This window comes from Pseudomonas sp. Colony2, assembly GCF_019382755.1.
Classification (GTDB): Bacteria; Pseudomonadota; Gammaproteobacteria; order Pseudomonadales; family Pseudomonadaceae; genus Aquipseudomonas.
Window position 1 is genome coordinate 2,285,285 of the sequence record NZ_CP080030.1, and the last position, 18,777, is coordinate 2,304,061.

Here is an 18,777-nt window from a genome sequence, read left to right on the forward strand (position 1 = left end):
GTCGAAGCGCTCCTCCATGACTGACCACCCAAACCCGATGCCGACAGGCCCGAATATCTCCGTGGCTTTCATGATCATCGCCGTGCCGTTCAGGCTGGTGATCTTCTGTCCGCCAACCTCGGCAGCTTTGGTGTAGCGGGTGTCGGTCGTGCTGACCTTTTCCCAGATCTGCATGTTTGTCGACATGGGGAATCCTTGCCGCGATGCTCGCAGCGATTGAAGGTGTTGGTTATTGRGTGATTCGRTCAGCKAGGGCGCTGAGCAACATCAGGARGRTGMAGACKGMSAGGGCAGAGAARGAGCCGCGCCAGATSAGYAGGCGCCKGGTGCGCTGGCGGRTGGTCACGGCCGAACCCTCACCGCGATCCGCCCGCCCTTCATGGTTGCTGTAAGGCGCTTCGGCAGGGTGGCCACGGCACGCTCRCGCGGCTGGCCGATCACTTCATTGAAGGGRAGGCCGAAGCCCAGCATGATCAGYTTSGMCTCMACKTCRTCGAGYTGCTCGTCGATYAGYGATTTAACCGGTGCGGTGGTCATGCRKCCTCCTTGCGCTGCSTGGTGATYTTCAGCAGSCGCTGGCAGTARTGGTTGAAYTCYTCGACGGTGATYGCGTCGCCRGTGAGCATGYTSGTGATCATCCGCRCCACGACGGCTTGGGCGCCYGGYTCRCTGCTKGGATGYTCMAGKGCCTCCAGCGCYTCRTCGATCAGGATGTGMGGRCTCATAGRTCKGCATCCACRTCGTCTTCGSSCTCTTCCCGTTCCGCCGCTACAGCGTCYTCGGCATASGGCCTCAGCAGCGCYACRGCGATCTTCTCGACCGCYTCAATSGGMCGYTGCTGGCCCAGCARGTCGGCAGCKTGGGMSCGGGCATCGCTCTGGCTGCCGAGCATTGCCGACAGCAGCAGRCGGGCRAACGAATCRCGCTSRTCCARGCCGTCKATCTGGCGCTGGTTYAGRTGGCCYTGCAGGACMGTGCAGWACCGGTCGAACGTMAYMACCTGCGGCYGGCCGTAGCGSCGCTTCCACTTGATGTCSAYGCCGCACACCAGSCGCTCSGCYGARTGCTCMAGCCASTCMGTCACCTCKTYGCTSTCGCYGACCTCTGGAGGCAACYGRGCGTCGTAMMKCKCCTGRCAWATCTTCAATGCTGCGTTCATGGTCRCCTCCGAGGCGGCTGGGTGGGTTAGTCGGTGTAAGCGACGTATTTGAAGTGGCCGTCTTTGAATCCCGGCATAAATAGGTCTGTCGGGCACCTGACCGGTAAGGTTGTTGGTAGTGGGTGGGGAGGTGTCTATGCGGGGGAAAACTGGAAAATCGTCAATCAATAGCGCTATGATAAATTTCAGTTTTTTCAGGGAGATCAATGATGTTTTTAAAGCGAATTACTGCAGCGCTTCTGCTATTGAGCGTTTCCTCGGTCGCAAGTACCTTGGCAAGCGCAGCAGAGGACGACACCGAAAACGCCGTCAATTTGCTGGCCATTGAAAGCCTTTGCGTCAAGGCCAATCCAGATTCGAATAGCAGCGTTGAGAACGCTTTAAATAGCGATCCGGAGACGACCGAGTCGCTTAGAGCAGAAGTTCGCCGAGTCAAAGCTGATCCAGCTTCCAAAGCAAAAATCCAATCGTTGGCGTTCAATATGAGCAACTCTGTCGTCGTATCTAAGCTTCCAGATATGTGCTCGTACTACCTCCCCAAGAAGTGAGAACGCATACCTTATGCTAGGTGTCTCGCACCTGCGGGGTTGGCGTCCGACATCGTTGGAAGGCTCTCATCGCACAGTCAGCCTAAGCTGACCGCAACCGGCGCCGGGTGCCGCCCACCGTTACCGGCGCTGCGGGCATCGATCTCGACCCAGAGATCATTGACGATTGGCGGCCTCCATTGCTTGGGGTTAGGCGGTTGCTTTGGCTGCGATTAGCCGCTTGGCCTCAATCTCTTCGTCGAATGACAGGAGGTGAGGCGCTACTAGGTAAAGGTTGAGCAATCGTTCGCTTTCATCCGTTGACCATGTCTGGTCGGCTAAGCGTTCTTCGTCGCACTTGGCATAAGCCAAAAGAGCCGATTCGATAACTCCACTCATTGTTCTGCGCTGGATGCGACCCATTACATCGAGCATGTACTTAGCGCGGGGGCTGATTCGAACGCCGATTTGGGCGCTCCTGGTTTTTACGCCAACCTTCTTGGCCATGATTTTCTCCGTTCGTTGGTTCACCTGTATTCGTCAACACTCATGCCTCCCGCTGGTTGCCGATGGGCGCGGGGGAGGAGTGCTGACGGGTAGAGGTGGGAATCCGAAAAAACGGATTGATATGAGAGGACAGGGAGTCCTCAATGCATTGCTGTAGGAATGGTGGAGCTGAGGCCCTGTTCAGAGCGGTCAGCCACCACTAGGGGAGGTGCGATTACTGGTGAATGCTGGTCTTGCTGATGGCAATCCAAGAAATAGCGAATATGCCAGCAACAAATATCACCGGACTGCCGAAAACTTTGTAGTAAAGCCAAAAATCAAATGGCGTGGAAAAAGCGACCGCAACGCTCAACACTGCCATAGTTGCGAGAAGCAACGCCAGTGAAAGTGCACACATGCGCCATTGTGGTTTTGACAGATTTAAACGTTTTCCGAAAATGCATTGAAGTAGATTGAGCTTGAATCCGGCTTCAGCGATAACTACTATCAGAGCTAATGATCCGTACAAAATTGTAGGCTTAATCAATATGACGAATGAGCTCGGCAGTAGGAGTTTTCCAAGCAGTACACCAAATACCAAACCGAAAATTTGGAACAATAGAAATGCGCGCCACAAAAGCGCAAAGGACAGCCTCAGCCAATTTTTTGTCACACTCATTCTACGAGACCTTAAGGTGTTCATCATGTAGCGGCGGTATGCCGTTTCACGTTTAGGATTTCAGTTCTAAGCTACTAGATTGTATTGGCTCCATAAAGTACGAAAATTTTTTCATGCAGGTGACCGGGCATTTAACGACAGGCTATCGTGGCGCTGGTTGTTCAGATAACTGCCGTCATGGTCTTGGAGCCGTCGCCGTGTTCCGTGGTGAACGTCAGCGGAGCCGGCCGTCCATTACGGCGGATCAATGCGTTCGCCTGTGCAAAAACAGAGTATGGCTCGCCAGCTCCATCAGGCAGCAACGTGTTGCACGTCAAATTCGAGCAGTCTTCACCGTTCGGGCCTTCGCCATCGTGACCAATGGAAAAGCTCGCCATCATCGCGATGCCGTGTTCCTTACAGATCGCAATGACCTGCCGCATGAGCGGGCTGATCTGAGCGTCGTAAATCTGTTCTTTGTTCATGGTCATGCTCCGGTTATTTTCCCGATGCCCACCGCTCTGGATGGGCATCAGTGAAAAGGTCCGTCAGCCTTCGCAGCCCATCTGGTAGTTGCTTGCATGCTCGGCGCTGCAAAACGACAACTCTCGAGTGCGAAGCACCTGCCGATTGGTGTATGGGTCGCGAGTGCGGTCGTGAATGTTGCGGCGCACCACCTTTTCGGCTGGCTTGCCGCAGTACGTGCACTTCGTTTGTGTTGCTGCTGCATCGGTCATCGTGTTGCCCTCCGTTGATTTCCAATGCCGCCTCATAGAAGCGGCATCAGTAAATCTGTGGGTGTCTCTCGCGCCGCTTACCAGGTCATTCGCCAGTTCGGTCAACACCTCGTCACTAGAATCACTCACCTGGCGCTCAGTACCAGCTAATTGCTACTCTGCCGATATGGTCAGGGATCGGGGTTCCACATGGATGGCGATAAGCTCGAGCGATTGAAGCTCATAAGAAAATCCGGCGAGGGTGAGACTGCGCCGCACATGTCTCGGGATGGATTCAGCGAAGAGTCTGAGCAATATTTCTCTGATCGCGCTGCCAGCAAGCGCAAGGAAATCGAAGAAGGTGTAGTCCGGTCGTTGGCATATAAGGCTGACTATGAGCTTGATGACCTAACCAGAGACCTTCGCTTGGAGTTTGCGCGACTCAACAAAATTATCGAACTTCGAGAAGTCGCAAAGCAAAAGGGCACGAAGCAGAGTCGTAAGGCCGCTCGATCGGCGATCAAAGAGGCAAAAAAAGCCAGCAAGACAGCTAAAAAACCGAAGTTAGCTTCACCACCAAAGCAAACGAAGCCTTCAATCAAGGATTCAGAGTCGAAATGGGTCCGAAAGGTCTGTTGGCGGTGTGATAGCAAGTTTTCAATTCATATCGAATGGCAACAACCGCCTACGCTTTGCCCGGCGTGCACCAAAGACATAGACGAAACTCATCTGAGCTCCGCTCCGCATCGATCCATGCCTAAAGGATGGGTTCAGATCGTTAGCGGGGGAGCGCCGGGCATGGGTAAGCGTCGATAGCCGCTATTCAGTTGGCTTCCGAAAGCGCCCGATTCAGGCGCTGACGTGAAATGTTCTGCTGGTCGGTTTCCCGCTACTGGCGTCAGTCGCCGACCTGATTCAATTGTTCTTCCAGCCGCGGGCCTTTCGGCTTGTTCTCCCGCTGGATAAATGTTCTTGGCGCTTTACGCTGCACGCCCGGGTCAGTTGCCAACCCTCTGAGCCTGATCCGCCAAGAGATCAATCACGTTCGGCAGAGCCTGGACGTGATGGATGCGTCGGTGAAGGCAGCCTGAATTTCAGACACAAAAAAGCCGACGTACGAGGTCGGCKTCTTCAACAGCTTTAGGGGATGCTTTCCTTGGGCCTGATGGTGGGTGGTACGAAATCACCAACATCGCAAGCAATACCGCGCTTTCCATCACGCCAAACTATCGAAGCGCCACCAACGCGCCGGCGTTTATGCGCTGACACCAGTGCAGGGGTATACAAAGGATCTGGCCGACCAAGCCCGGGCGATGATTCAGCAATGGGGCGCAACACTTGCCGGCCTGGGTTCGGTGTCCACGGAAAACATCGTGCCCGTGGCSAAAGGCGGYACCGGGGGCARYACACAGGCCGCAGCACGCAACGGCCTCGGCTTGGGGTCTGCCGCAGTTGCTGCGCTGCTTGGCCCTGTGTCGCAGGTCGSCGGCGTGCCGACAGGCGCCGTGTTTGAGTCTGGGTCGAACGCAAACGGCACCTACGTGAAGTTTGCCGACGGCACGATGATCTGCCAGCGCCTRGTGACGACCCTCGTTGATATGACGGCCAACCAGCTGAAGGACTTCGGCAACATGCAAATTGCTGCTCAGTTCGCAAGTTCGGCGTTCTCGGTAGTTGCGACCGGCATTCCAACGTCGACGTTTGATACTTACGGGTTTACGACCTCCTACTCCGTGAACTCCAACACAGTCAGGATCGTTTACAGAAACGGCGCAACACCGCAGACGATCGGCACCACACAAATTCTCTGCATCGGACGGTGGTTCTAATGAAGATCAAGTTGTCACCCTATGCCCCGATTGACCCGAGCGAAGCGCTGACGATTGTGCGGCGCGGGGATGTGCTCACCATCGACGGCGAGCGCTTCGATTTCAGCGCACTCCCAGAAGGCGCCACGCTCCCGGCTGAGGCGGTGAAGTGCGATGTCCTGGCCAGCGATGTGACGCGCATCAACGGGCAATTGGTCCTGACCCTGATGTTCCCGTGCGGCCCGGAGGCATCTGTCTCGGCACGGTTCCCCGCKGACATCATCGATCCWCCTGACGGAAAAGTGAGCCTGCCAGYATGAGCAATATCGACTTCAGCAAGATGATCACCGCCSAACAGCGCCAGRCYGAKCAGTTGCAAGCRGACCTCGACACCGCRCTGTCAYTGCGSCGTKCRGCCTACCTGTCCGAATCCGACCCGCTGCGCTTGGAGGCTGACTACGACGCRCTGAGCCAGGGCCGCGAACCGGACTATGCCGCCTGGCTTGCRTCCGTCGCCGCSATCAAAGCCCGGTACCCGCTGCCGGYCRCGGTCGAGCCYGTCGCGGRCTGATCCGCAATCGAACACCGATGCCGCCTTGAGCGGTTTTTTATTGYCTGGAGAAAMRCATGCCGATCACTGAGCAGCAGCTGCTGCAGATCCTCCCGAACGCCGGCCGCCAATGCCGCCACCACCCAGGCACGGACCGAGCAAGACAAGCGCCTAGTCATCGAGCAGCAACTGGCCGCCGCCGACCAACACCACACCAAGGAATTATCCGATGCCCAGCGCAACCAGGCTCTGCTGCGTGACCGTCTTGCTACTGCTGATGTGCGGCTGTCAGTCCTTCTCGACGCCACGGATTCAGCCAGTGGCTGCAACGTGCCTGCCMCCCCCGGCGCCGTCGGCRTGGTTCATGCARYCCGTMGAGCCCAACTTGACCCAGCGCATGCTCAAMGAATTATCRSCATCACCGACGMCGGGGATAACGCCGTGATCGCGCTGCGGGCATGCCAGGCATACGCAAAGAAAGTATCAATGCGGAAGTAAATAAGCCCGGTTACCTTACCCGCTGGCCGTCACTGCAAATTCCGCCAATCCTGTCCAGGTGAATAACCCTGGTACTGGGGATGAAAAGTTGGCCGGCGCCGATGTTGAATTAGCTCGTTGCGTATGTATACTCCCGCAACATTTTGGGGGGGTGGCATTTTGGTATTGTCGCGGCGTGGCTTTATGAAAGCAGGCACAGCATTGATGGCGCTTTCCACGCCAGCAGCGCAAGCCATTGGGGCTTCTGCAAAAGGAGGCTGGAGTGCATCGCCGGAGTCCTATTCAAGTCTATTGAAACTGGGAGCGTTGGTGCCCTCCATGCTTTCTCGGGTGAGGGCTAATGCCTCACCGACTTCAGCTGTTTGCGTGCTGGGCGATTCGATAAGCCATGGTGCATTCGCCGGTGATCTATATCGTAATAGCTGGGTAAACATATTCAAAAGAATGATCAATGCTGAATTTGAAGTGTCTGGCTACGGTTTTGTACCGTTGCTGGAGTTGGGGGCGGGTGATACATTTTCACAAGATATACATGATGTTTTATTGACGAGCATAAATGGTGAGTCAATCCACTGGATTCCACATAATGGATCTAACGGCGAGTATGTTCCTCAGGGTCTTTCTTGGAGATCTACTTTAGTAGGGAATATTATCTCTACGAAAATTCCTACATTTCAAAGAGTCGTTTTGGTCTGGTATATTGGCATGCCTGGCGGCGGGACTTTTGATGTTAAGGTGAATGGCGAAGTAGTTGCTGCTGTAGACACTGATGCAAGTGTCCGTCAGCCCTTTAATTATATTGCTGTACAGGCTTTAGACGACGGATCCGGCTCATGCAAAGTGGAGTGCATTACGACCTCAGCAGGAATAGTTGAGCTATGTGGTTTTAGTTATGTGGCAAAAGAAGGCGAACTAGTTGTCAATAATTTCTCAAATTCCGGTAGGCGATTGCGTTGGCTTGATGAGAATGCCATTGCCAGATTGATGAGCGGAAGCGCGATGTTCATCTGCGCGCTCGGATATAATGATAGTGGAGAAAACTCAAAAAAAGGAACATATTATGCGGAATTTAAAAAAAGAATAGATTGGATTGTAAAGTATTCAATTGCATATGATGTTCCAGTTATCGTGCCTGACTTTGTTTGGAATAAGCCTGGCAATGATGTTACGAGGCGCCAATTGCAACGGCTGGCCAAACAAACTAATGGGGTATATATTCCATTTCCGGACATGTTTAACAAGTTTGGAGAGTTTTCAAGTGATAAGTATAGGATACATGATTTAAAGATGTTTTCTGATGGCGCGCATCCTGGCGTTCTGGGTCACCAGTACATCGCAGAGGTTGTATCCAAGTGCCTCGGACTAACGTGCGGCTCGAAGAAAATTGCACTTCAGCAGTATGATTGGTGGATGCCTATTGCACTAAGTGCAACAGGGATAACTAACGCTGGTACTAATTCAGATACGGTAACAGCTGTAAGAAATTCCGGAAAAAACAGAGCGGATCTGCGCGTGTACGTGAACGGTATAACTGGTGCAACTACTCGTGGAATGTGGGCCTCATGGCCTGTACGCGCAGGAATTCGACAATCATTTGCCCTGCCTTCAATTCCACTGCAACAAAAAACTGATGGCACCTCCAGGGGGACGTTCACCATTCTGGCTGGAGGAGAGAGCACTGCAAATCCCAATGCCTACAATGATATATCGCAGCACTTCATGTTCACATCATTCCCGACAGCTGACTGAGGCTCGGATCAAAATGGATTTGTTCGTTCGGCAGGGACGCCGGAGAGGGGAACCACTGTAGGAATATACAACGCTAAGTTATTGATTCTTATAAGGTGAAATAGCGTATTTGGATGGCGCTGAAGAGCAGTATTTTCCTTTACAGATCATATGCTTGCGCGTGTTCCGGGGTCACCTTGACATGGTGGGGGTCGTTGGTTCGAGTCCAATCGCGCCTTCCAAACAAAATCCGCTCTGCTGGGCGGTCTAGAAGGGCTCACCGAAAGGTGGGCCCTTTTTTGTTGCCTGCGATTTGCAAGGCTCTCATCTCAGCGCGCCATTCGGCGCCGACCTCCACGCATTTGATCATCTTTCCGTCGCCCCCTCCTGATAGTGCTTCGCAAGTCTTTCGCCTGAACGTCCTGGGGATTCCGTTCGGCAACGTTAGGACTTTTCCGAGGTTAAAGATGGCGTCGTACTACTACTCTTCCTGTGTTGTTCCGAAGGATCGATAGGCCTGCCCCGATTCGTCATAAATAACTACAGAGAGCTGCCCCATGCTTCAACTCGACTTCTATTCAACGCTGGTCGCCGCCTCCCTGGTGCTTTTACTTGGGCGCGGGCTGGTCGCTCGAATCGGTTTCCTGCGCACTTACAATATTCCGGAGCCGGTGGCCGGCGGTTTAGTGGTGGCGGTGCTGCTCCTGGTCCTGCGTATGCTCGCTGGCATTGAGGTCCGGTTTGATTCGTCGCTGCAGACGCCACTGATGTTGGCTTTCTTTGCCACCATTGGTTTGAATGCGGATTTCGCCAGCCTGAAGAAAGGCGGGCGGGTGCTGGGGATCTTCCTGCTGGTGGTGACGGCGCTCCTGGTGGTCCAGAACGCGATGGGGATTGCGCTGGCCAAGGCGCTGGGGCTCGATCCATTGATGGGGTTGTTGGCGGGCTCCATTACGCTGTCGGGTGGGCACGGGACCGGCGCGGCCTGGGGCGCGGTGTTCAGCGAGAAGTATGGCGTGGCGTCGGCGTCCGAACTGGCCATTGCTTCCGCGACCTTTGGCCTGGTGCTCGGCGGCCTGATTGGCGGCCCGGTCGCTCGCCTGCTGATCAAGCGCGTCCAGACGCCCGCCCTGGCGCCGGTACAACCGCGAGGGCCAAAAGGATTCGAGCAGCCGAATCAAGAGCGCATGATCACCTCCTTCTCGTTTATCGAGACCCTGGCGCTGCTCGCCATCAGCCTGCAAGTGGGCACGTTCCTCAGCGGTTTTATCCAGGGCACGGCCTTTGAGCTGCCGACGTTTGTGTGTGTCTTGTTTGTCGGTGTGGTGTTGCGTAATGGCCTGTCGGCGCTGGGCTGGCACCAGGTATTCGAGCGCGAAGTCTCAGTGCTCGGGAATGTCAGCCTGTCGTTGTTCCTGGCGATTGCATTGATGTCGCTCAAGCTCTGGGACCTCGCCGCACTGGCCCTGCCGATTTTCATCCTGCTGGCTGCGCAGGCGTTGATGATGGCGCTGTTTGCGATTTTCGTGACGTTCCGGGTGATGGGGAGCAACTATGACGCGGCGGTCCTGGCGGCGGGGCACTGCGGTTTCGGGCTCGGTGCCACGCCAACTGCCATTGCGAACATGCAGGCGGTGACCCAGCGTTTCGGGCCATCGCAGATTGCATTTCTGGTGGTGCCGATGGTGGGCGCCTTTTTCATCGATATCACCAATGCGATCGTGATCAAGTTGTACCTGGCGCTGCCGTTCCTGGGCGTCGCGGGATAAACGCGGTTTACCGGATTTGCCGTTTAATGACTCGCCAGGTCCTGCTTGCCCAGGACCTCGTCAATCACCCCAAGCTGCCAGGTGAAATACGGATTGAACGTCAACCGCGCATGCATCTTGCCCGGCTCACGGTAGCCCCAGTCCGAATACCACACGTCGGCCCCTTGTTCGCAGGCGCGGGTAGCGTCGTCCGTCTGGCCGTTCCAGCAAAACCGCAGGCTGCCCTGTTCGCCATACAGAGCGTTGTCGGGTGAGAACAGCAACCCCATGTGGGAGAACTGGCTGATCCTTAACTCCGGCAGGTAGTCGGTACGCGCTTTTACACGGCGGGTATCCCAGGCGCTCTCTGGCAATGTGCCGTACCAGGCGAGGCGGCTATGGGGGTTGCTGAAGCGTTGCTGGAAGGTCTCCAGCACGTAGTGCGTATCGAGTACTGAGTCGTGGGCTGCGACGGCAATGAATACCGGCTTGTCATAGGGGCGCCGCTCCAGGTCCTGGCGGGCTAGCCGGCTGCTGCGGTAGAACTGGGCAAAACCGTTGGTGGGCACTGTCATGTAGCGCACCAGGCTCTGTTGTGGCCGGCTGGCGTCTGGCGCCAGCAGCCAGGGGCGCGCCCAACTGATCAGGGGTGTCAGCCAGTCGTAGGTCATGCTGGACTGGAACGCGGGAGAGAACAGCAGCAGCCCCGCGACGTCGTCGTGTTTGTAGGCGTAGTCGAGTACCAGGTTGGCGCCGGTGGAAAAGCCGCCGAGGTAGATTTCTCCCACCTCTGCGCGAAGGATCGCAGCCTGTTCGTCCACCACCCGGCGCCAGTCTTCCATGCGCACCTGCAGCATGTCGGCCGGTTGCGTGCCGTGGCCGGGCAGCAGCACGGTCCTGACCAGGAAGCCGCGGGCGGCCAGTGCGCTGCCGATATCGTGGAAAGACCAGGGTGAGTCACCCAGGCCATGCACGAGAATGATCCCGCGCTTGGGGGCACCCGCCGGGCGCCATTCCTGCGGGGCGTTCCAGTTGAGTTCGGCATCCTTGTCGATGCCCTGGAAATCACGATGGTCCCGCAGCCATTGCAAGGTAGCGGCGCGATACGCTTCGAATGATTTCTGGCCAAGCGGCATGCCCGGTTCTGCGAGGGCTGTCGTGCAGAGCAATAGAGCGAGCATGCCGCAAGCAACGCTTCGGAGCGTTCTGCGCATCGATGGACGGGGCTGCATACAGGTGTGGTTGTTCAAGGCAGGTTCTCAACGGAGCGTAACCGTAAGGTCATGCACGATAATGACCTGCCTTGTATCACCGAAAGTGCGAAACAGTAGCAAGACGTTTCCGATGATCTCAGAAACGATCCAGCCGGTAGGGCCCAAGTGCCGGCAGCCCGTTGGACGCGGCCGCAGGCGATGCCAGCCGTGCAATCAACTCCGCCGTCACCGCAGCCTGCGTCAGGCCCAGATGCTGATGCCCAAAGGCAAGCAGCACCTTGCCCTTGCACACCTTGTCGATAATCGGCAGCGAGTCGGGCAGGGAAGGGCGAAACCCCATCCACGGCGTCGCGTCCTCGGCACTCAAGTCACGACGAAACAGCCCCTGGCTCAGTCGATGCAACTGCCACGCGCGTTCCATGTTCGGTGGGCGATCAAGGCCGGCGAACTCCACGGTACCTGCCAGCCGCAATCCGCCGTCCATGGGCGTCATGATGAACTTGCGCTCCAATGACGTGACCGCAAACGGCAACCGTCCATGCTCATGGGGCAACATCAGGTGATAGCCGCGCTCTGTATCCAGCGGGACCTTTTTGCCAGTCAGTGCGCCGGTCAGGCTGGCTGAGTGCGCACCGCATGCGATCAACACCTGGCGCGCGGCCACGGTGCCTTGGTCGGTCCGCAATGAAACACCGTGCTCGTCCAGCTTCCCGCCCACGACCTGGCGCTTGAGAAATTGCACCCCGCTGGCCTTGGCCGCCTCCATCAGCTCGCAAACCACCCCATAGGGATCGAGAAAATGCCCGGTGCGAGGAAAGAACAACCCGCCCTGAATCCCTTTGCTGAGTTGTGGCGCCGCGTCCTGCACCACGCTGGCGTGCCAGTGGTCCACCGGCACTTCCTGCTGACTCATGCGTGCCTGCAATGCATCAATGGCCTGTCGCGACTCGGCGCGCTCGAAGACCAGCAACGAGCCGTCTTCGCGCATCAGGTGCGGGCGCTCGATGCTGCCCAGCAGCCGGTGCCAGGCGCCTAGGCTGCCTTCATTGAGCGCGCGGATCCCGGCGACGGTGCGCTGGAAGGGCGCCGGGCGCAGGTTCAGCAGCAGCCGGGTAAACCACGGCAGTGCACGCGGCAGGTATTTCCAGTCCAGGCGCAGCGGGCCCATCGGGTCCATGAGCATGGCGGGCAAACGCGTCAGGATCGACGCATCCGCGATGGGGAACACTTGCTCGGTCGCCAGGTGGCCGGCATTGCCGAACGAGGCGCCGTGGCCAGGTTCCTGCTGATCGATGATGACCACCCGCCGGCCCTGGCGCGCCAGTTGCAGCGCGCAGGCGACGCCGATGATGCCGGCGCCCACTACGGCGACGTCTGGCATGACGTTATCGGACATGTTCTAGGCTTCCCTCTGACCGTCGAGCAAGCGCCGCAGCAGCAATGGGTTGCCGTGTTGCAGGGCCGTCGGCAGCAAGCTATCCGGGAAATCCTGGTAGCACACCGGCCGCAGGAATCGCAGGATCGCGGCGGTGCCCACCGAGGTGGTGCGTGAGTCCGAGGTGGCCGGGAATGGTCCGCCGTGCACCATCGCATCACACACTTCAACGCCGGTCGGCCAGCCGTTGACCAGCAGGCGGCCGGCCTTGCGTTCCAGGGTCGGCAGCAGCGCGCGGGCAGTTGCCAGGTCGTCGTCATCCAGATGCAGTGTGGCGGTCAGTTGGCCCTCCAGGTGTTCGCTGACCCGGCGGACCTCATCGACGTTGGCACATTGCACGATCAATGACGCGGCGCCGAATATCTCGGCTTGCAGGCTGTGATTGGCGAGAAAGTCCCGGGCCTGGGTCACGAACAAATGGGCCTGTCCCTGGTTCGGCCCTTCTGCCGGCAGACCGGTACCTGCGAGCTGAGCATGCCGGGTCAGGGCGCTGACGCCGTCTTCGTAAGCCTTGAAGATCCCCGGTGTCAGCATGGTCTGGGCAGTGCTGTATCGAAGCAGGTTGGCAGCCGTGCCGACGAAGTGGTCCAGCGCTTGCCCTGCAACGGCAATCACCAGCCCGGGGTTGGTGCAGAACTGGCCGGCACCCTGGGTCAGGGACGCGACAAAACCTTGTGCCAATGCTTCACCGCGTGCGCTCAACGCAGCGGGAAACAGGTAGACCGGATTGATCGAGCTCATCTCTGCATACACCGGGATCGGCTCGGGGCGCGCCTGGGCCGCCTGGCACAAGGCAATACCGCCGCTGCGCGAGCCGGTGAAACCCACGGCCTTGATGCGCGGATCGCACACCAGCGCGATACCGACCTCGCGGCCCGAGCCATACAACAGCGAAAACACACCCTCAGGCAGGCCACATTGCTGAACGGCCCGGGCCACCGCGCGGCCCACCAGTTCGCTGGTGCCAGGATGCGCGCCGTGTGCCTTCACGATCACCGGGCAACCGGCCGCCAGTGCCGACGCTGTATCACCGCCCGCCACCGAGAATGCCAGCGGAAAATTGCTCGCGCCGAACACGGCCACCGGCCCCAGCGGTACGTGGCGTTGACGCAGGTCCGAGCGAGGCAGCGGCTGGCGGTCCGGTTGTGCAGTATCCACCCGCACATCCAGCCATTCACCCGCGCGCACGGTGCGGGCAAAGGTGCGCAATTGCTGGCAGGTGCGCCCGCGTTCGCCCTGGATGCGTGGGCGGGGCAGGCCGGTCTCGGCCATCGCCCGTTCAATCAGTTCATCGCCCAGGGCTTCGATTTCGTTGGCGATGGTTTCAAGGAATTCGGCGCGAGCGGCCAACGGCGTTTCGTGATAGCTATCGAAGGCGCTCCAGGCCAGGGCGCAAGCCTGGTCTACATGCTCGGCAGTGCCGCCGGCGTAGGCGGGTTCCAGCGCAAGGTTGGTGGCAGGATTGATCGCCCGGATGGCCTCGCGGCTGCCTGGAATGGAGTGCTGACCAATCAGCATGGTGCCCGTCAGAGTCATGGCGTAGTCCTGGAAAGTAAAGATGGGCTTGGCGAAGAGAATCCACTGTGGGAGCTGTCGAGCCCCAGCGAGGCTGCGATGCAGGCGCTGCGGTCTGGCAGGTACACCGCAGTGATCCCATCGCAGCCTCGCCGGAGCTCGACAGCTCCCACATTTGATTTTTGCTGCCTTGAATAGTGTTAAGCGACGTTCTGCTCGGCCGACCAGTTGGCGTACCACTGGCGGAACAGCGCGTACTGGTTCTCTGCATAACGACGCTGGGCATCGCTGAGGGCATCGGTCTCGTTGAAGTGCAGGGTGTATTCCTTGTCGCCGTTGAGCACCATCAGATGCTTGTAGAACAGCACCAGGTCGCAGCCTTCGTCGAAGGACGACAGCACCGCCAGCGCCGACTCCAACTCCCGCGCCTGGCGACGTGCAGTGGCGTCGCCCTTGGCGGCTTTCTTGCTCAAGGCCACCAGTTGCAGGACTTCCCGTGGCAGTGCATTGCCGATGCCGGTGATTGCGCCGGTGGCGTTGCAGTTGACGAAGCCGTGCACCACTTGGGTGTCCACGCCGACCATCAAGGTCACGTCATCGTCCTTGGAGGTGATGTGTTCGGCCGCGTAGCGCAGGTCTGCAGCACCGCCGAATTCCTTGAAGCCGATCAGGTTCGGGTACTCGCGACGCAGTTCGAAGAACAGGTCGGCGCGGGTGGCGAAGCCGTAGTAAGGGCTGTTGTAGATCACCGCCGGCAGGTTTGGCGCCGCCTTGAGGATGGCTGCAAAGTGATCCTTTTGCGCCGTCGCCGATGCACCACGGGACAGCACCCGCGGGATGACCATCAAACCATGGGCGCCGACCTTCGCCGCGTGCGCTGCATGGGCCACGGCTTCACGGCTGTTGACCGCGCCGGTGCCGACGATGGTCGGCACACCGGCGGCCACCAGGCGCGCCACGCCTTCCTGGCGCTCGGCCTCGGTCAGCAACGGCCAGTCGCCCATGGAGCCGCAGTACACCACCGCGCTCATGCCGATATCGATCAGTTCGCGGCCCTTGGCGACCAGTGCGTCAAAGTCCGGTTTGCGCTGGGCGGTGCACGGCGTCATCAATGCAGGGATGCAACCGGTGAAGATAGTGGTATTCATTGTTTCAGCTCCAGTTTGATTGAAGGGGCGGGGGCGGTTCAGATGCCCCACGCGAAGGGGTCCTGTTCGTCGATCAGCAAGGTGCTGTCGGCGGTCATGTAGGCGCGGCCGGTGATGGAAGGGCGCACACGTTCGCCCTCCCATTCATAGCTGCCTTCGAATTGGCTGCCGGTGATGCTGGCTTGTATCCACGGCTCACCGGCGGCGAGTTTCCCGTCGGCCGCCAGGCATGCGAGCTTGGCGCTGGTGCCGGTGCCGCAGGGCGAGCGGTCGTAGGCCTTGCCTGGGCACATGACAAAGTTGCGGCTGTCGGCCTGGGGGTCGTCGGCGAACAGTTCGATATGGTCGATCAGGGCACCGTCTTCGCCGTGGATGCCCTGGGCTTCGAGGGCCTTGAGCATTGTCCAGGTGTAGTCGGTCAGGGCTTCGACGTTGTCCATTTCCAGCGCTTGGCCATGATCGGAAACCAGGAAGAACCAATTGCCGCCCCAGGCGATATCGCCGTAGACCAAGCCATGTCCAGGCACTTGCACCGAGACATGCTGGCGATAGCGATAGGCGGGCACATTGCGCAACGTGACCGCGCCGTCGGCGTGCAACGTGGCGCTGACCGGGCCGACCGGCGTGTCGATCTTGTGCACCCCCGGCGCGATCTGCCCCAAGTGGTGCAACGAGGCAACCAGGCCGATGGTGCCGTGGCCGCACATGCCGAGGTAGCCGGCGTTATTGAAGAAAATCACGCCGCAGGTGGCATCGGCCGAGACCGGCGCGCAATACAGCGCGCCCACCAGTACATCGTTGCCACGGGGCTCCAGCAGGCACGCCCTGCGCCATTGGTCATGCCGGGTGCGCAGGTCGTCGAGCTTGTCGACCATGGTCTCGCCGGCCAGCGTGGGAAACCCCGTCATCACCAGGCGCGTGGGTTCGCCGCCGGTGTGGGAATCAATGATGTGCACTCGTTTCATAGAACAATCCATCCAGTGGTTGGCTGAGGCTCAGGAAGCCAGCTGTGCCCGGCCGATATCGGGCTCAGGGGCTTCGCTTTCGTCGTCTTCGGTTTCCAGGCGAACCAGGTGCGCCGGCACGCCGGTGGCCGCGCCCCAGTAATAAATCCCCAGCGCGCAAGCGGCGACGACCACGGTGTCGAACGGGTGGCTGAGGATGCCCAGGCCACCGAAGCTGCCGAGCTTCGACAGGATGATGGTCACGGCGTAGAAGCCGATCAGCCAGGCGGAGGAGCGAACCTGGCGGCCCAGGCTCAGGTGCAGGGTCGGCACAAAGCGCCCGCACAGCAGGTACACCACGAACATCAGGATTTGCAGGCCGAGCAGCCACGACACGGTGCTCCAGCCGGACCAGTAGACGATCAGCGCGGCGATGATGAACGACAGCGGGCCGAGCAAGCCCATCCACTTGACCCGGAACGGGCGCGGCAGGTCAGGTGCATTGCGGCGCAGGGCGGCCACGGATACCGGCGCCACGGCGTAGCTCAACACCAGCGCGGCGGACACCACGTTGATCAGCGCTTCCCACGACGGGAAGGGCAGGGTCCAGAACACCGACAGGCCAAAGGTCAGCCACAGCGCCGGGCGCGGGATGCCGGACTTTTCGTCGATGCGGGTGAAGATCTTGAAGAAGGTTCCGGTTTGCGCCCAGCCGTAGATCACCCGTGGCGTGGCGTTCATGTAGATATTGCCGCAGCCGCTGGGGGAGATCACGGCGTCGGCGACCACCAGGTACGCCAGCCAGCCCACGCCCAGGGCGAGCGCGATGTCGCGGTACGGCAGGGCCAGTTCCTTGGCGACGCCGGCCCAGCCGTTGGCGAGCATTTCGGTGGGGATGCCGCCGAGGAAAGCGGTCTGCAACAGCACGTAGATTGCAGTGGAGAGCAGCACCGACAGGATCAGTGCAATTGGAATGGTGCGTTGCGGGTTCTTCACTTCGCTGGCCACCGAGATGATCGGCGTCAGGCCCAGGTAGGCGAAAATCACCCCGCCGGCAGACACGGCCATTTCAATCCCCGACAGGCCGAACGGCGCGAAGCCCTGGGCGTGGAAATTCTCCGGCTTGAAAAAGGTGAACAGCACGCCGATCACCAGCAGCGGCACGATGAACTTGAACACGCTGACCAGGTTATTGGCCATGGCGAAGGTCTTCACGCTGCGGTAGTTGAGGGCGAAAAACAGCGAGAGCAGCGCAAACTGCACGAACCAGCCGAGGACGGTGGGGTTGCTGGAACCCGCCTGCGTCAACTCGGGAAACCACGCCGCGGCGTATTGGCGCGAGGCGACCACTTCAATTGCCACCAGGCTTGAAAACGCGATCAGCGTGATAAAGCCCATCAGGTAGCCCAGCAGCGGGCCGTGGGAATAGACCGGGTAGCGCACCACGCCGCCGGCGCGGGGCAATGCCGCCCCCAGTTCGCAATACACAATGCCCAGCAGCAACACGGCGAAGCCGCCCAGCAACCAGGAAAAAATCCCCGCCGGCCCGGCGATGGCGGAGACGTGACTGGCCGCGAACAGCCAGCCCGAACCGAAGATCGCTCCCAGTCCGATAAAGGTGAGGTCGATCAATGAAAGCTGTTTCTTGAACTTGCCTTGGGCTGACATGGCGGCGCCTTCTTGTGGGTTATTGGATAGGCATGCAGTGGCCATACAGTGAACCCATCAACGGCGCCGCGATTGATGTTTTGCGCAGGCTGCGATGACGAAATCAGCACAATTGCGAGTGCTCGACAGGGCCACCGCCATGCGGCAATCTGCTCGCCAGGCACCGCCCGCCGGGCGCCTGGCCTGTCCGTAAAATGCAGGAGAGAGCGTCATGATGCAGAGCGCGTTCGCGACCCTATGCCAAGGGAGCGAGTCGAATCGTCCACAGACCATCGAAGAATTACTGGCCGGCGTGGGGTTGCTGTTGCCGATGCTGGACGTGATTCCCAATGCCGCGATCTTTATCAAGGACGTGCAGGCGCGCTACGTATTGGCCAACCGCACCCTGGTGCAGCGGTGCGGCTTGAAGGACTTGCAACCGCTGTTGGGAAAAACCAGCGCCGAGGTATTTCCCGCGCAGTTGGGGCCCGGCTATACCGAGCAGGATCGGCGGGTGCTGGAGCAGGGATTTGTCCTCGAAGACCAGTTGGAACTGCACCTCTACGGTACCCGCGAGCCGGGTTGGTGCCTGACCCACAAATGGCCGCTGTACAGCCGCGACGCTGCAATCATCGGCCTGGCGGGCATCTCGGTCGACCTGCAAACCGCCAGCGAAACCCACCCGGCCTATCAACGGCTGGCGGCGGTGGACGAGCACATCCGGGCGCATTTCAATCGGCGGGTCACGTTGGGTGAACTGACGCGGATCGCCGGGATTTCCGTGGCGCAACTGGAGCGCTACTGCAAGCGCGTGTTCCACCTGACACCGCGCCAGATGATCCAGAAGGTACGCCTGGAACATGCGCACCGGCTGCTGCATACCGAGCTGCCGATCACTGAGGTGGCGTTGCAGTGTGGGTATACCGATCACAGTGCGTTTACCCGGCAGTTCAAGGCGTTGACCGGGTTTACGCCGCGCCAGTATCGGCAGGCGAC

The 18,777-nt window shown here is 59.2% G+C and carries 19 protein-coding genes and 2 pseudogenes; 8 read left to right on the forward strand and 13 right to left on the reverse strand.

Annotated elements, in window-relative coordinates:
• The 7 genes and pseudogenes from JV201_RS09835 to JV201_RS09860 all read right to left on the reverse strand — a co-directional run.
• Positions 1-186 (reverse strand): annotated as a pseudogene (locus JV201_RS09835) (hypothetical protein); the annotation flags it as partial.
• Between the two features lie 156 nt (positions 187-342).
• The gene (locus tag JV201_RS29615; RefSeq protein ID WP_257903300.1) at positions 343-537 is read right to left on the reverse strand and encodes a hypothetical protein; all 195 of its coding nucleotides are present in this window, start codon (positions 535-537) and stop codon (positions 343-345) included.
• Between the two features lie 782 nt (positions 538-1,319).
• The gene (locus JV201_RS09840; RefSeq protein WP_158244087.1) at positions 1,320-1,640 is read right to left on the reverse strand and encodes a hypothetical protein; all 321 of its coding nucleotides are present in this window, start codon (positions 1,638-1,640) and stop codon (positions 1,320-1,322) included.
• A gap of 256 nt (positions 1,641-1,896) precedes the next feature.
• On the reverse strand, positions 1,897-2,193 hold the full coding sequence (locus JV201_RS09845) for a hypothetical protein (RefSeq protein ID WP_003212721.1): 297 nt from the start codon (positions 2,191-2,193) through the stop codon (positions 1,897-1,899).
• 214 nt (positions 2,194-2,407) lie between these two features.
• Positions 2,408-2,851, reverse strand: a complete 444-nt coding sequence (locus tag JV201_RS09850; protein ID WP_219406817.1) for a septation protein IspZ — start codon at positions 2,849-2,851, stop codon at positions 2,408-2,410.
• Between the two features lie 161 nt (positions 2,852-3,012).
• Complete coding sequence (locus JV201_RS09855; RefSeq protein ID WP_003212724.1) at positions 3,013-3,315, reverse strand: hypothetical protein; 303 nt, start codon at positions 3,313-3,315, stop codon at positions 3,013-3,015.
• Between the two features lie 63 nt (positions 3,316-3,378).
• Positions 3,379-3,567: a hypothetical protein gene (locus JV201_RS09860; RefSeq protein WP_003212725.1), complete on the reverse strand. Its 189-nt coding sequence runs from the start codon at positions 3,565-3,567 to the stop codon at positions 3,379-3,381.
• A gap of 189 nt (positions 3,568-3,756) precedes the next feature.
• Here JV201_RS09860 and JV201_RS09865 point away from each other — a divergent pair, with 189 nt between their 5' ends.
• From JV201_RS09865 to gltS, 7 genes and pseudogenes are all read left to right on the forward strand, one after another.
• On the forward strand, positions 3,757-4,362 hold the full coding sequence (locus tag JV201_RS09865; protein ID WP_219406818.1) for a hypothetical protein: 606 nt from the start codon (positions 3,757-3,759) through the stop codon (positions 4,360-4,362).
• A gap of 200 nt (positions 4,363-4,562) precedes the next feature.
• Positions 4,563-4,637 (forward strand): annotated as a pseudogene (locus tag JV201_RS30040) (Rha family transcriptional regulator); the annotation flags it as partial.
• 81 nt (positions 4,638-4,718) lie between these two features.
• Positions 4,719-5,375 (forward strand): phage tail protein, encoded by a 657-nt coding sequence (locus JV201_RS09870; RefSeq protein WP_219406819.1) that lies wholly within the window; start codon positions 4,719-4,721, stop codon positions 5,373-5,375.
• Positions 5,375-5,674 carry a hypothetical protein gene (locus tag JV201_RS09875; RefSeq protein WP_219406820.1) on the forward strand — a complete coding sequence of 100 codons (300 nt, stop codon included), beginning with the start codon at positions 5,375-5,377 and terminating at the stop codon, positions 5,672-5,674. The genes JV201_RS09870 and JV201_RS09875 overlap by 1 nt, the downstream gene beginning before the upstream one ends.
• Positions 5,675-5,931: 257 nt before the next feature.
• On the forward strand, positions 5,932-6,402 hold the full coding sequence (locus tag JV201_RS09880) for a lysis system i-spanin subunit Rz (protein ID WP_219407149.1): 471 nt from the start codon (positions 5,932-5,934) through the stop codon (positions 6,400-6,402).
• Positions 6,403-6,585: 183 nt separating this feature from the next.
• Positions 6,586-8,151 carry an SGNH/GDSL hydrolase family protein gene (locus JV201_RS09885; protein ID WP_219406821.1) on the forward strand — a complete coding sequence of 522 codons (1,566 nt, stop codon included), beginning with the start codon at positions 6,586-6,588 and terminating at the stop codon, positions 8,149-8,151.
• 536 nt (positions 8,152-8,687) lie between these two features.
• On the forward strand, positions 8,688-9,899 hold the full coding sequence (gene gltS / locus JV201_RS09890) for a sodium/glutamate symporter (RefSeq protein WP_219406822.1): 1,212 nt from the start codon (positions 8,688-8,690) through the stop codon (positions 9,897-9,899).
• Between the two features lie 23 nt (positions 9,900-9,922).
• Here gltS and JV201_RS09895 read toward each other — a convergent pair whose 3' ends face one another.
• The 6 genes from JV201_RS09895 to JV201_RS09920 all read right to left on the reverse strand — a co-directional run bounded on the left by JV201_RS09895 (position 9,923) and on the right by JV201_RS09920 (position 17,802).
• Entirely contained in the window at positions 9,923-11,014 is a 1,092-nt protein-coding gene (locus tag JV201_RS09895; protein WP_003220012.1) for a carboxylesterase, read from the reverse strand.
• A gap of 214 nt (positions 11,015-11,228) precedes the next feature.
• Complete coding sequence (locus tag JV201_RS09900) at positions 11,229-12,488, reverse strand: FAD-binding oxidoreductase (protein WP_219406823.1); 1,260 nt, start codon at positions 12,486-12,488, stop codon at positions 11,229-11,231.
• A gap of 3 nt (positions 12,489-12,491) precedes the next feature.
• Positions 12,492-14,063, reverse strand: coding sequence for an aldehyde dehydrogenase (NADP(+)) (locus tag JV201_RS09905; protein ID WP_219406824.1), 1,572 nt, complete (start codon positions 14,061-14,063; stop codon positions 12,492-12,494).
• 179 nt (positions 14,064-14,242) lie between these two features.
• On the reverse strand, positions 14,243-15,190 hold the full coding sequence (locus JV201_RS09910) for a dihydrodipicolinate synthase family protein (protein ID WP_087693960.1): 948 nt from the start codon (positions 15,188-15,190) through the stop codon (positions 14,243-14,245).
• A gap of 38 nt (positions 15,191-15,228) precedes the next feature.
• A complete protein-coding gene (locus JV201_RS09915) occupies positions 15,229-16,155 on the reverse strand; it encodes a 4-hydroxyproline epimerase (RefSeq protein WP_177009387.1) in 927 nt (308 codons plus the stop codon).
• A gap of 30 nt (positions 16,156-16,185) precedes the next feature.
• Positions 16,186-17,802 (reverse strand): APC family permease, encoded by a 1,617-nt coding sequence (locus tag JV201_RS09920; protein WP_177020887.1) that lies wholly within the window; start codon positions 17,800-17,802, stop codon positions 16,186-16,188.
• A 211-nt stretch (positions 17,803-18,013) separates the two neighbouring features.
• On the opposite strand from JV201_RS09920, the gene JV201_RS09925 reads away from it, so the two are divergent.
• Positions 18,014-18,777: AraC family transcriptional regulator (locus JV201_RS09925; protein WP_219407150.1), on the forward strand; the 764-nt coding region annotated here is incomplete at its 3' end.